The organism is Geodermatophilus poikilotrophus (assembly GCF_900111455.1).
GTDB classification, from domain to species: domain Bacteria; phylum Actinomycetota; class Actinomycetes; order Mycobacteriales; family Geodermatophilaceae; genus Geodermatophilus; species Geodermatophilus poikilotrophus.
On the sequence record NZ_FOIE01000001.1, the window covers coordinates 471,250 to 483,456 of the forward strand.

The following is a 12,207-nucleotide window of genomic DNA, read 5'->3' on the forward strand; positions in this document are numbered from 1 at the left end:
GCCGACACCTCCGCGGCCACGCCGCCCGCACGGACGGCGGTCCCCACGGCGGCACGGAGCCGAGCGGGCCGCAGGGCGGGGACCCCGGGGAGCCCCACGGGCGCGACCGGACGGCCCGGGCCGCGACCGTCGAGACCCCGTACCCACTGGCCGGTACCGACACGAGGAGCAGCGGGCCGGCCCGGCACACCCGCCCGGTCCTCACGGCGAGACGCACCGCCGCCGGACGGAGCGGCGACACAACCGAGGAGCGGTCATGGACTACGACGTCATCGTGGTGGGCGGCGGAGCCCCGGGAGAGCACTGCGCCGCACGGCTCGCCGAAGGCGGCCTCAAGGTCGCCGTCGTCGAGCGGGAACGGGTCGGCGGCGAGTGCTCGTACTGGGCGTGCATCCCGTCGAAGACCCTGCTGCGGCCCGGTGAGGCGCTGGCCGGGGCGCGGCGGGCACCGGGCGCCGCCGAGGCGGTGACCGGCCGGGTCGACCCGGCCGCCGCGTTCGCCTGGCGGGACTTCATGGTGTCCTCCTACGACGACTCGGGTGCCGTCGCGTGGGCCAAGGGCGAGGGCATCGACGTCATCCGCGGCCACGGCCGGCTCGCCGGCCACGGCCGCGTGCGGGTCGACGACGCCGTCCACACCGCTGACCACGTCGTCCTGGCCACCGGCTCGGACCCGTTCATCCCGCCGGTTCCCGGCCTGCGGGAGCTGCCGGGCTCCTGGACCAGCCGCGAGGCGACCAGCATGACCGAGGTCCCGCGTCATCTGCTGGTCCTCGGCGGCGGCCCGGTCGGCGTGGAGATGGCCCAGGCCGTCACCCGCCTGGGCGGCACCGCGTCGATCGTCGAGGGCATGGACCACCTGCTCCCCCGCGAGCCGCGGGCGCTGGGGACGGCGCTGGGCACGGCGCTCGCGGCCGAGGGCGTGGGCCTGTACTTCGGCCAGATGGTGTCCGCGGCGCGGCACGAGGACGGCGAGTTCGTGCTCGAGTTCCCCGGCCGGGACCCGCTGCGGGGCGACCGGCTGCTCGTGGCCACCGGCCGGCGTCCCCGGGTGCACGACGTCGGCCTGGAGACCGTCGGCATCGAGGAGCTGCGCCTCGACGCCCGGCTGAACGCCCGCGAGGGGCTGTGGGCCGTCGGCGACGTGATGACCCCCTGGCCGCTGACCCACGTCGGCAAGTACCAGGCCCGCGTGGTGGCGTCGAACATCCTGGGCCGGCCGCGCGCCGTGGACTACTCCGCCGTCCCGCGGGTGACCTACACCGATCCCGAGGCCGCCGCCGTGGGGGCCGCCGACGGCCCGGTCACGGTCACCGTCCCGCTGTCGCAGGTGGCGCGGACGGCGACCTACACCCGCTCCTACGACACCGAGCCCGGCTACCTCACGCTCGTCTCCGACGGGACGCGCCTGACCGGGGCCCACGCCCTCGGTCCCGGGTCCGGCGAGTGGCTGCAGCAGGCCACCGTCGCCATCCGGGCCCGGGTGCCCCTGGAGGTGCTCGAGGACGTCATCCAGCCCTTCCCGACCTTCTCGGAGGCGTTCCTGCACGCGCTGCTCGAGCTCCGCACCGCGGCCGTCGGCGCGTGACGCAGCCGTGCGCCCCTGCTGTCGCGGGGGCGCACGGTCGAGGCGGGTACCGGCCGGCCCGCAGGCCGCCGGGGACAGCGCTCCCCGGACACGCCGTCACCGGGCCACCGCGGCCGTGCCGTCCGGCCCGGGTCGACGGGAGGTCGACCGTGGCGGGACGCAGGGAGACCAGGGACGGACCAGGCACTCCGACGGGCGCGCGCCGTGCCGGGCACCGCCAGGCTGGCTGCCGTTCCCGGACGACGGAGGCCGCAGATGTCCCTCACAGCCGAGAAGCCCGCGGGCGCCACGGCGATCCGCCCCTTCCACGTGGACGTGCCCGAGGAGCAGCTCACCGACCTGCGGCGACGCATCGCCGCGACGCGGTGGCCCGAGGAGGAGACCGTCGCGGACTCCTCCCAGGGCGTGCCGCTCGCCGTGGTGCAGGAGCTGGCCCGCCACTGGGCCACGGACTACGACTGGCGCGCCTGCGAGGCGAGGCTCAACGCCCTGCCGCAGTTCACCACCGTGGTCGACGGCCTGGACATCCACTTCGTCCACGCCCGGTCCCGGCACGAGGACGCGCTGCCGATCGTCATCAACCACGGGTGGCCCGGCTCGGTGATCGAGCAGCTCAAGATCGTCGACCGGCTCACCGACCCGACGGCGCACGGCGGGAGCGCAGCGGACGCCTTCCACGTGGTGGTCCCGTCGATGCCCGGCTACGGGTTCTCCGGCAAGCCCACGAGCACCGGCTGGGGCCCCGAGCGCATGGCCCGGGCCTGGGCGGAGCTCATGGGACGACTGGGCTACGACCGCTACGTCGCCCAGGGCGGTGACTGGGGCGCCTTCGTCGTCGACCAGATGGGCCTGCAGGCGCCCGAGGGGCTGCTCGCCGTCCACACCAACATGCCGGCCACCGTGCCCGCCGACGTCAACGCCGCCGCGCTGGCGGGCCAGCCGCCGCCCGCCGGTCTCTCCGCCGAGGAGCAGCGCGCCTACGAGCAGCTGATCCGGACGTTCGGGCAGGTGGAGTACGCCCGGTACATGGCCGCCCGCCCGCAGACCCTGTACGGCATCGCCGACTCACCCGTCGGCCTCGCCGCCTGGCTGCTCGACCACAACGACGCCGACGGCCAGCCGGCCGCGGCGGTCGTCGCGGCCCTGGCCCGGCACACCAGCACCACCGGTGAGCTGACGCGGGACGAGGTGCTCGACAACATCACGCTCTACTGGCTGACGAACACCGGGGTCTCCGCGTCCCGCCTCTACTGGGAGTACCGGGGCGGCTTCTTCGACGCCAAGGGCGTTGCGATCCCGGTGGCCGTGACCGTGTTCCCGGGCGAGCAGTACGAGGCTCCGCGCAGCTGGACCGAGCGGGCCTACCCCGGCCTCATCCACTACAACCGGGTCGACCGAGGCGGCCACTTCGCCGCGTGGGAACAGCCGCAGCTCCTCGCCGAGGAACTGCGCGCCGCGTTCCGGTCCCTGCGCTGAGCGGGCGTCGACATGGCCACCCACGACCACCTGGCCGACGTCGCCCGCCGTCTCGGGCAGCGGTTCCACCACGACGCCGTCCGGGCCGAGGACCGCGGGCCGGCCGACGGCGAGGACGGCCTCTGGCCGACCGGGGACGAGTTCTCCCTCGCCGGAGCCACGGACTGGCTCAACTCACCGCCGCTCACCGGCGCGGACCTGCGCGGTCGCGTGGTGCTGGTCGACTTCCGGACCTACACGTGCATCAACTGGCTCCGCTCGCTGCCCCACGTGCGCGCCTGGGAGGAGGCCTACCGGGACTCCGGGCTGGTCGTGGTCGGCGTGCACTCACCGGAGTTCTCCTTCGAGCACGACGTGGAGAACGTCCGCCGTGCCGCGGCGGCCCGGTCGATCCGCCACCCGGTCGCGATCGACGACCACTTCGCCGTGTGGCGGTCCTTCCACAACCACTTCTGGCCGGCCCGCTACCTGGTCGACGCCGGGGGACGCCTGCGGCACCACAGCTTCGGCGAGGGCGGCTACGAGGAGGACGAGACGGTCCTCCGGCAGCTCCTCGGCGAAGCCGGGGCCGGCGACCTCGGGCCCGAGCCGGTGGCGGTGGACGCCCGCGGCATCGAGGCCCCCGCCGACTGGGACACGCTGCGCTCCGCGGAGACCTACCTGGGCTACGACCGGACCTCCGGGTTCGCCTCCTCCCCCGACGTCGTGCCGGACCGGCCGCACGTCTACGCCGCGGCCGAGCGGCTGCGCCTCGGGCACTGGTCCCTCGCCGGCGGCTGGACGGTCGGTGCCGAGTCGTCGTCCTCCTCCGAGGCCGGCGGACGCCTCGCGTGCCGCTTCCACGCCCGGGACCTCCACCTGGTCGTGGCGCCGCCGGCCGGGGCCACCGTGCGCTTCCGGGTGCAGCTCGACGGCCGGGACCCGGGCACCGACCACGGCCTCGACGTCGACGGCACCGGTCGCGGCACGGTCACCGAACCCCGCCTGTACCAGCTCCTCCGTCGACGCGGCGCGGTCACGAGCGGGACCTTCGAGGTGGAGTTCCTCGACCCGGGCGTCTCGGTCTACGCCCTCACCTTCGGGTAGGCCGCCTGGACTCAGTCCCCCCCGGGAGCCAGACCGGCGACGACCTCCCGCAGCCGCCCGAACGCCTGCTGCGTGGCCGTCAGCAGCGATCCCCCGCCCCCGGCGCGCCACGACCGGACCGCGACCCGGAGCACCAGGATGCCGATCCCGGCCTGCAGCAGGGCCGCCGGGTCGGGCGTCGACGAGCCGCGCAACCGCGCGAGACCCGTCGCCAGTGCACTCTCCATGTCCCGTTGGACCGTCAGCGTCCGCTGCATGAGCCGCGGGTGTCCCAGCACGATCTGGTCCCGCAGTGCGAGCACGTCCTGCTGCGACTCGAGGAAGGCCGCGAACTCGCCGAGGACCACCGGCAGGCGCTCCGCGTCCGGGACGTGCGCGGCGACGTCGAGGGCCCTGCCGAGCGCCGCGGTGAAGTCCTCCCGGTAGGCGAAGACGACCTCCTCCTTGGTCCCGAAGTGCCGGTAGAAGGTCGCGGGAGCCACGCCGGCCTCGGCGCAGACGTCCTCCACCGTGACGTTGTCGAAACCCCTCGTGCGGAAGAGCTCCAGCGCCGTCTTCTCGATCCGGGCACGCCGCTGCTCCCGGGAGCCGGCCACCGGACTGCTCGGGGGCATGCCGCTGCCCTCCTGTTCGCGCGGTGGGGCCGACCCGGACGAGCGACGAGTCTGTCACCCGCAGCCCGAGCCCTCACCGACGTGCGGGCCTCGGCGAGCAGTCGCCCGACCGATGCGCCACGCCCGGCTCCCGAGCACGCTGCACGGGTGCGGTCGCCTCGACCCCTGCTCCCGAGGAGGATCCGGATGTCCACACCTGGCGGGACCTCCGGCGACGGCGCCTTCCCGGCCGGGTTCGACGACCTGCGGCTGTCGCGCATCTCCGTCGGGGAGGTCTCCCTGCGGGTCCGCCACGGCGGCTCAGGACCTCCGCTGCTCCTCCTCCACGGCTACCCCGAGACGCACCTGGCCTGGGGGCTGGTGGCCGGCGAGCTGGCCCGGACCGCCACGGTCGTGGCTCCCGACCTGCGCGGGTACGGGGACAGCTCCAAGCCGGCCGCGGTCCCCGGTCACGAGAGCTACGGCAAGCGGGCCATGGCGGAGGACTGCATCGCGCTGATGGCCGGACTCGGCTTCGACGCCTTCGACGTCGTCGGCCACGACCGGGGCGGGCGGGTCGCCTACCGGATGGCCCTGGACCACCCCGAGGTGGTCCGCCGGCTCACGGTGCTGGACGTCGTCCCGACCGGCGAGGTCTGGGCGCGGGCCGACGCGCGTTCCGCCCTCGGCTACTGGCACTGGGCCTTCCTGGCCCAGCCCTCGCCGATCCCCGAGCGGCTCATCGGACGGGATCCCGACTTCTTCTTCCTCGACGCCGAGTTCGGTGGCGCCATCCGCCGGTTCCCCCCGGCGGCGGTGGCCGACTACGTCCGCTGCGCCCGGGATCCGGCGACCATCGCGGCCATGTGCGAGGACTACCGGGCCGGGGCGACCTGCGACCGCCGATGGGACGACGAGGACCGCGCCGCCGGGCGGCGGATCACCTGCCCAACGCAGGTCCTCTGGGCGGGCAGGGGTGCGCTGGAGGCCTGGTACGACACCCTCGCCATCTGGCGGGACTGGGCCGACGACGTCACCGGGCGGGCGTTCGACTGCGGCCACTTCATGGTCGAGGAGAGACCGCTGGAAGCGCTCTCCGCGATCCAGGACTTCCACGTCGGCTCCCGGAGCCCGACCGGGCCGACCGCGTCCGCCTGACCCGACGGTCGAGCATCGGGTCACCTGACCGATGCGGCCGCCCGGACGGCGGGGCAACGTCCTCGCCCGCGGCACGCCGTCGCCGGCACCCGGGCGCACGGCGGTGCCACGTCAGGTTCCGCCGACCACCCCGGAGGGGATCACCATGACCGAGGCCACCACCACCGGCGCACGGCCGACCGTCGCGCTCGTCCACGGCGCCTTCGCCGACAGCTCCGGCTGGAACGACGTCGTCGCCCAGCTCCTCGCCGACGGCGTGGGCGTGCGGGCCGTCTCCAACCCGCTGCGCGGCATCTCCCACGACGCCGCCTACGTGGCCAGCGCCCTCTCCCAGATCGACGGCCCGGTGCTCGCGGTCGGTCACTCCTACGGCGGGGCGGTCATCACCAACGCCGCGCTGCGGGCGGGCAACGTCGTCGGACTGGTCTACGTGGCCGGCTTCGCGCCCGACGAGGGCGAGACCCTGCAGGACATCGAGAGCGACTCCAAGGACAGCGTCCTGACCACGGCCCTGCTCCAGTGGAGCTACCCGACCGGCGACTCCGGGACGCAGACCGAGTTCGCCATCGACCCGGACCGGTTCCACGACGCCTTCGCCTCCGACGTGTCGGAGGAGCAGGCCCGCGTCATGGCGGCCACCCAGCGGCCCATCTCGGCCCTGGGCTTCGGGGAGCCGACCGCGGCGCCGGCGTGGAAGAGCCTGCCGTCCTGGGCCGTCATCCCGACGGGCGACAAGGCGGCGGGCAGCGACGTCCTGCGGACCATGGCCGCACGGGCCGGCGCCACGGTGACCGAGGCCGACGGCTCGCACGTGATCATGGTGTCGCAGCCGCAGGTCGTCACCGAGGTCATCCGGCAGGCGCTCCAGGCCGTCTCGGCGTAGCGGGCGCCGGCCGCTCGGGCCGTCGGGAGCGCGTCCCGGTCCCGACGGCCCGACCGCGCGCGGTCTCACCCGGCGGCGCCCTCCGCAGGGGTCATCCGCAGCAGCCGGACCCCGGTCATCTCCAGTCGCAGGCCCGCCGCGTCGGAGGCGCACCGGAGCACGACCTGCATGCAGCCCGGGCACCGGACGACGAGCGCGGGCGCGTCGGCGTAGACGAGGTGTTCACCCAGGGGCGCCGGCCGTCCGCAGTGCGCGCAGGTCGAGACGGCCGTCGTCGGGTCCACCGCGAAGACCTCCCGCAGGACACCGCCCGCCGCGTTGCCGTCCAGGCGCCGATCACCCGTCTCCGGGACACCGGTCACGGGACACCCCTCCGATCCGCTCCGACCTGCCGCGTCATCGATCCGTCTAGCGGGGGGACCAGTCGTCGTCCGCCTCGGGGACGACGTGCACCGCCCCCTCCTCCGCGGACGCTGCCCCCGAGTCGATGCCCACGTCGAGGGCGTACAGCTCCGGCTCGACGTCGCCCCAGCGCTCGACGGTCTCCACCAGGCGTCCCGCGCGGCGGCCGCCGACCTCGTCGTCGATGAGCTCCCCGTCGGTGTCGGAGGCGTCCCCCAGACCGTCCCCCTCGACCTGCTGCCGCTCCGGGACCTCACGGGCGAGTCGACCCGCCAGGCTCTCGCCGGCCAGCTCCTCGCGTTCGGTGGTCCCCCAGTCCGTCACCGCCCACGGGCGCTCGGCCGGGGACCAGCCGGTGTCGAGCACGTCGGCGACGCCGAGTTCCTCGAGGGTGTCCTGCGGCTCCAGCACGCCCGAGTCCTCCTCGGGATCGGTCCCGTCGGTGCCGAAGACGAACGGGTCCACCGCACACCTCCTCGGGCCGGGGCAGGGACGTCCTCCACCGGGAGCGGGTCGCCCGGGTCCGCCCGGTGCCCGCGTCCGCCGGGCGAGGCGACCGTGGCAGCCCCGACCACACCGGTGCATCGGTCATCCGACTGCAGGTGGCGCCCCGCCCGGGCCCGAGGTCCCTGGTGGCCAGCCGCTCAGTGAGAGACGCTCTCACCGCGACACGGACGACCGAACCAGCGACCTCCACGACCGAGGGCTCGTGACCCGGCACCGCCGGGGACGCGCGGGAGGGGACTCCGTTGCCAGACGCGCTCGCCTCCGTCCGCACCGCCGACGCGGGCCTGGTCGGCCGGTCGGCCGAGTGCGCGGCCCTCGCCTCCTTCCTCGACCGGGCGCTGGGCATCGGCGACGTCCTCGTGGTCACCGGGGAGCCCGGCGTCGGCAAGACGGTCCTGCTCGAGACGGTGGTCCGGGACGCCGCGGCATCCGACGCCACGGTCCTGCAGGCCGCAGGGGTCGAGTTCGAGGCCGAGGTGGGTTTCGCGGGCCTCAACCAGCTCCTGCTGCCGCTCCTCGACCACCTCGAGGCGCTCCCGGAGCCGCACCGGGACGCGCTGGTCGTCGCCCTCGGCCTCGGGGCGGGGCCGCCACCGCACCGGCTGCTCGTCTCGGCCGCCGTCCTCGGTCTGCTCGCGCGGGCCGCGGAGTCCCGCCCGGTGCTGGTCGTCGTCGACGACGTGCCCTGGCTGGACCGGCCGAGCGTCCGGGTCCTCGGTTTCGTCGCCCGCCGGCTGGCCCGCAGTCGGATCGGCGTCCTCGCCGCGGCGCGGACGGGCAGCGACTGCGTCCTCCTCCAGGCAGGTCTGCCGGAGCTCGAGGTGCCCCCGCTGGACGACGACGCGGCCGCGGAGCTGCTGCGGACCCGCTTCCCCGTGCTCGGCGCCCAGACCCGTCAGCGCGTCCTGACTGCCTCCCAGGGCAACCCGCTCGCCCTGCTGGAGCTCCCCGCGGTCATGACCGAGGCCCAGCGCACCGGGTCCGACCCCCTCCCGTCGGCGCTACCGCTGAACAGCCACCTGCAACGGGTCTTCGCCCAGCAGCTCGCCGCCCTCCCCGAGCGGACCCAGGGGCTGCTGCTGCTCGCTGCCCTCGAGGGCACGGGGGACCTCCGGACCCTGCGGGCGGCAGCAGCCACCGAGAGCTGGCTCGACGACCTGGCCCCGGCCGAGCGGGCACGGCTGCTGCGCGTCGACCTCGCCGCGGGACGGGTGACCCTGCGGCACCCGCTCATCGGGTCGGCGGCGGTCGAGCTGTCGACGAGCGGTCAGCTCCGACGGGCGCACGGCGCCCTGGCCCAGGTCCTGGTCGACCGGCCGGAGGAGTGTGCCTGGCACCTCGCCGAGGCCGTCGTGGGCGCCGACGCCCGCGCCGCCGACCTCCTCGAGACCGCGGCGCACCGCGCCCGCCACAAGGGCGACGCGGTGCACGCGGTCAACGCCCTCCTGCGGGCCGCCGACCTCACCCCGAGCGGTCCGGACCGAGCCCGTCGGCTGGCGGCCGCCGCGTTCGTGGGCGCCGACACGACCGGGGACCTGCGCAACGTGCCCCAGTTGCTGTCCGCGGCCCGCACGGCCGATCCCCGGACGGCGGGGTCCCTCGAGGTCGCGGTCGCCGCCGCCCACCACCTGCTCAACGGGGAGGGCGACGTCGGGACGGCGCACCGCATGCTCGTGCGCGCCGTCGAGTACGCGCTCGACACCGGCTCCGACGCGGCCACGGTCGAGGACGCCCTGCACAGCCTCCTGCTGGTGTGCCACTTCGGCGGCCGGGACGAGCTCTGGCGACCCTTCGAGTGGGCGCTCGAGGCGCTCGGACCGGACGTCCCGCCGGTGCTGTCGGTGTCGCGCACGGTGTTCGCCGACCCCGTCCGAGCGGCACCGGAGGCGCTCGAACGGCTCGACGAGCTGATCGTCTCGGCGCACACCGGCGTCGACTCCACCCACGTGGTCCGCGTGGGCACGGCCGCGTTCTACGCGGACCGCCTCTCCAGCTGCCGGCCGGCGCTGCGGAGGGTGGTCAGGGACGGGCGGGGAGGCGGCGCGGCCGCCTCGGCCGTCAACGCCCTGATGCTGCTCTGCCACGACGCGTTCGATGGCGGTCGCTGGCAGGAGGCCGGACGCACGGCCGAGGAGGGGCGGGCCTGGGGTGAGGAGCTGGGTTACCGGCTCGTCAGCCTGACCGGCGTCTACTGCTCGGCTCTCCTGGCGGCCGCACGGGGGGACGACGGGACGGCGGAGGCCCTGGCCGACGAGCTCGTCGCGTGGTCGGCCCCGAGGGCGGTCCGGCTGCTCGAGGACTTCGCCCGCCGCGTCCGCGGGCTGGCCGCGCTGGGACGCGGGGACTTCGAGGACGCCTACCGGGAGCTGAGCGCCGTCAGCCAGGCGGGCGGCTTCGCCCCCTACGCCCCGGTCGGCCTCGTCGTCGCCATGGACCTGGTGGAGGCGGCGGTGCGCACGGGCCGTCGTGCCGAGGCCGCGGCGCACGTGGCGGCCATGGAACGAGCCGCGATCTTCACCGGCCGGCCGAGGCTCGCCCTCGTGAAGGCGGGCTCGGCAGCGCTCGTGGCACCGGGTGAGGAGGCGTCCCGGCGCTTCGAGGAGGCGCTGGCCGTCCCCGGGGCGGAGCAGTACCCCTTCGAGCGCGCGCGGGTCCAGCTCGCCTACGGCGAGCACCTGCGCCGCAGCCGGGCGACGAACGCCTCCCGCGTGCAGCTCACCGCGGCGCTGGAGGCGTTCCGGCAGTTGGGGGCGCGACCGTGGGCGACACGGGCGGCCAACGAGGTCCGGGCCACGGGGCTGACCCACCGCGGCGCTCCCGGGAACGGGGGCGCCGGGGCACTGACCGCGCAGGAGCACCAGATCGCCATGCTGGCCGCCACGGGTCTGTCGAACAAGCAGATCGGCAGCCGGCTGTACCTCTCACCCCGGACGGTCGGTGCCCACCTCTACCGGGTCTTCCCGAAGCTGGGCATCACCTCCCGGGCCGCGCTGCGGGACGCCCTGAGCGGCACCGCACGGGCAGCGGTCACCGAGGGCCGAGCCGCGGTCCTTTGACTGATGCCCCGGCCCGCCGGAGCGGGGAGGGTCGGCACCGGTGGGGGCAACGCCCGGGGAGGAGCCGTCGTGTCACTGGTCTCTCGAGGGTTCGGTCGACGGGAGCAGCGCGGGGACGAGCGGCTGCCCCCGGGCCAGTACGACGCCGGCGACACCTTCCCCGTGCTGTCCGCCGGTCCGACGCCGCACACGCCCCTGACCGAGTGGGACCTGACGCTCCAGGGCGAGGTGGACGGCCTGCGGCGCTGGACCTGGGAGGAGTTCCGGGACCTGCCGCGCGAGGCGGTCTCGGTCGACATCCACTGCGTCACGAAGTGGTCGAAGTTCGGCACCCGCTGGGAGGGCGTCGCGGTCGACACGCTGCTGGACGGCGTCCGGACCGAGTCCGCGTACGTCCTCGCCTTCTGCGACGGCGGGTACACCACCAACCACCGGTTGTCCGACCTGACCGACGGCCGGGCGTGGGTGGTCGACACCTACGACGGGCGGCCGCTCGCACCTGAACACGGGGGGCCGGCCCGGCTGCTGGTCCCCCACCTCTACTTCTGGAAGAGCGCCAAGTGGCTCCGCGGGTTCGCGTTGACCCGGTTCAACGAGCCGGGGTTCTGGGAGACGTTCGGCTACCACGATCGCGGGGACCCATGGCTCGAGCAGCGGTACAGCGGCGACTGAACTGGCTGCGCGCCACGGTCCTCGAGAACCGCCCGGAGACCGCTCGCGTCCACCGGCTGCTCTTCGACGTCCCCGGCTGGTCGGGCCACCTGCCCGGCCAGCACGTCGACGTACGGCTGACCGCCGAGGACGGCTACACGGCCCAGCGCAGCTACTCGCTGGCCTCCGCCCCCGAGGACCCCCGGCTGCACCTGCTGGTCGAGCGCCTGGAGGGTGGCGAGGTCTCGCCGTACCTCACCGACGAACTGCGCTCCGACGACCTGCTGGAGCTGCGCGGCCCCATCGGCGGGTACTTCGTCTGGTCGTCCGCCGTGGACCGGGACGCGGGGCAGGCCGAGGGACGCCGCCCCGTGCAGCTCGTCGCGGGTGGCGCCGGCGTCGCCCCGTTCCTCGCCATGCTCGACCACCACCGGCGCACGGGGGGTTCCACGCCGGTACGCCTGCTGTACTCGGCACGCACGTCCGACGACGTCCTCGCCCGCGACGTCCTGGGACCGCAGACCACGATCACGCTCACCCGGGAGGCACCCGCGGGCTGGCGGGGTCTGACCGGCAGGATCGACCGCCGCATGCTGGAGGCACAGACGTTCGCGCCCACGACGCGGCCGCGGGTCTTCGTGTGCGGCCCCACCTCCTTCGTCGAGAGCACCGCCACGACGCTCGTCGACCTCGGTCACGACCCGTCGTGGATCAGGCTCGAACGCTTCGGCGGGTCCGGCGACCCGTCGTAGCCGTCCCGGCGGCGTCGCCCCACGGAGTGCCGTGCACCGTCCCGGTCCTGCAGGT

11 protein-coding genes are annotated in these 12,207 nt (G+C 75.2%); 8 read left to right on the top strand and 3 right to left on the bottom strand.

Features of this window, described 5'->3' with window-relative positions:
* Nucleotides 1-256 precede the first annotated feature (256 nt).
* The 3 genes from BMW27_RS02110 to BMW27_RS02120 all read left to right on the top strand — a co-directional run bounded on the left by BMW27_RS02110 (nucleotide 257) and on the right by BMW27_RS02120 (nucleotide 4,150).
* Nucleotides 257-1,588, top strand: a complete 1,332-nt coding sequence (locus BMW27_RS02110) for a dihydrolipoyl dehydrogenase family protein (RefSeq protein WP_091438323.1) — start codon at nucleotides 257-259, stop codon at nucleotides 1,586-1,588.
* A gap of 255 nt (nucleotides 1,589-1,843) precedes the next feature.
* Entirely contained in the window at nucleotides 1,844-3,064 is a 1,221-nt protein-coding gene (locus BMW27_RS02115) for an epoxide hydrolase family protein (protein WP_091438326.1), read from the top strand.
* A gap of 12 nt (nucleotides 3,065-3,076) precedes the next feature.
* Nucleotides 3,077-4,150, top strand: coding sequence for a thioredoxin family protein (locus BMW27_RS02120; protein WP_091438329.1), 1,074 nt, complete (start codon nucleotides 3,077-3,079; stop codon nucleotides 4,148-4,150).
* Nucleotides 4,151-4,161: 11 nt separating this feature from the next.
* Here BMW27_RS02120 and BMW27_RS02125 read toward each other — a convergent pair whose 3' ends face one another.
* Nucleotides 4,162-4,764, bottom strand: coding sequence for a TetR/AcrR family transcriptional regulator (locus tag BMW27_RS02125; RefSeq protein ID WP_091438330.1), 603 nt, complete (start codon nucleotides 4,762-4,764; stop codon nucleotides 4,162-4,164).
* Nucleotides 4,765-4,950: 186 nt separating this feature from the next.
* On the opposite strand from BMW27_RS02125, the gene BMW27_RS02130 reads away from it, so the two are divergent.
* Together BMW27_RS02130 and BMW27_RS02135 are read left to right on the top strand one after the other, a co-directional pair.
* Entirely contained in the window at nucleotides 4,951-5,901 is a 951-nt protein-coding gene (locus BMW27_RS02130; protein ID WP_091438333.1) for an alpha/beta fold hydrolase, read from the top strand.
* Between the two features lie 145 nt (nucleotides 5,902-6,046).
* A complete protein-coding gene (locus BMW27_RS02135) occupies nucleotides 6,047-6,784 on the top strand; it encodes an alpha/beta fold hydrolase (RefSeq protein ID WP_091439750.1) in 738 nt (245 codons plus the stop codon).
* Between the two features lie 65 nt (nucleotides 6,785-6,849).
* Here BMW27_RS02135 and BMW27_RS02140 read toward each other — a convergent pair whose 3' ends face one another.
* A complete protein-coding gene (locus BMW27_RS02140; RefSeq protein ID WP_175486292.1) occupies nucleotides 6,850-7,146 on the bottom strand; it encodes a DUF6510 family protein in 297 nt (98 codons plus the stop codon).
* Nucleotides 7,147-7,192: 46 nt separating this feature from the next.
* Nucleotides 7,193-7,651, bottom strand: a complete 459-nt coding sequence (locus tag BMW27_RS02145; RefSeq protein WP_091438336.1) for a DUF5709 domain-containing protein — start codon at nucleotides 7,649-7,651, stop codon at nucleotides 7,193-7,195.
* Between the two features lie 284 nt (nucleotides 7,652-7,935).
* On the opposite strand from BMW27_RS02145, the gene BMW27_RS02150 reads away from it, so the two are divergent.
* The 3 genes from BMW27_RS02150 to BMW27_RS02160 all read left to right on the top strand — a co-directional run bounded on the left by BMW27_RS02150 (nucleotide 7,936) and on the right by BMW27_RS02160 (nucleotide 12,152).
* Nucleotides 7,936-10,749: a helix-turn-helix transcriptional regulator gene (locus tag BMW27_RS02150; protein ID WP_091438338.1), complete on the top strand. Its 2,814-nt coding sequence runs from the start codon at nucleotides 7,936-7,938 to the stop codon at nucleotides 10,747-10,749.
* Between the two features lie 69 nt (nucleotides 10,750-10,818).
* Nucleotides 10,819-11,421: a molybdopterin-dependent oxidoreductase gene (locus BMW27_RS02155; protein ID WP_175486294.1), complete on the top strand. Its 603-nt coding sequence runs from the start codon at nucleotides 10,819-10,821 to the stop codon at nucleotides 11,419-11,421.
* Entirely contained in the window at nucleotides 11,391-12,152 is a 762-nt protein-coding gene (locus BMW27_RS02160) for an FAD-binding oxidoreductase (protein ID WP_091438343.1), read from the top strand. The genes BMW27_RS02155 and BMW27_RS02160 overlap by 31 nt, the downstream gene beginning before the upstream one ends.
* Nucleotides 12,153-12,207 lie beyond the last annotated feature (55 nt).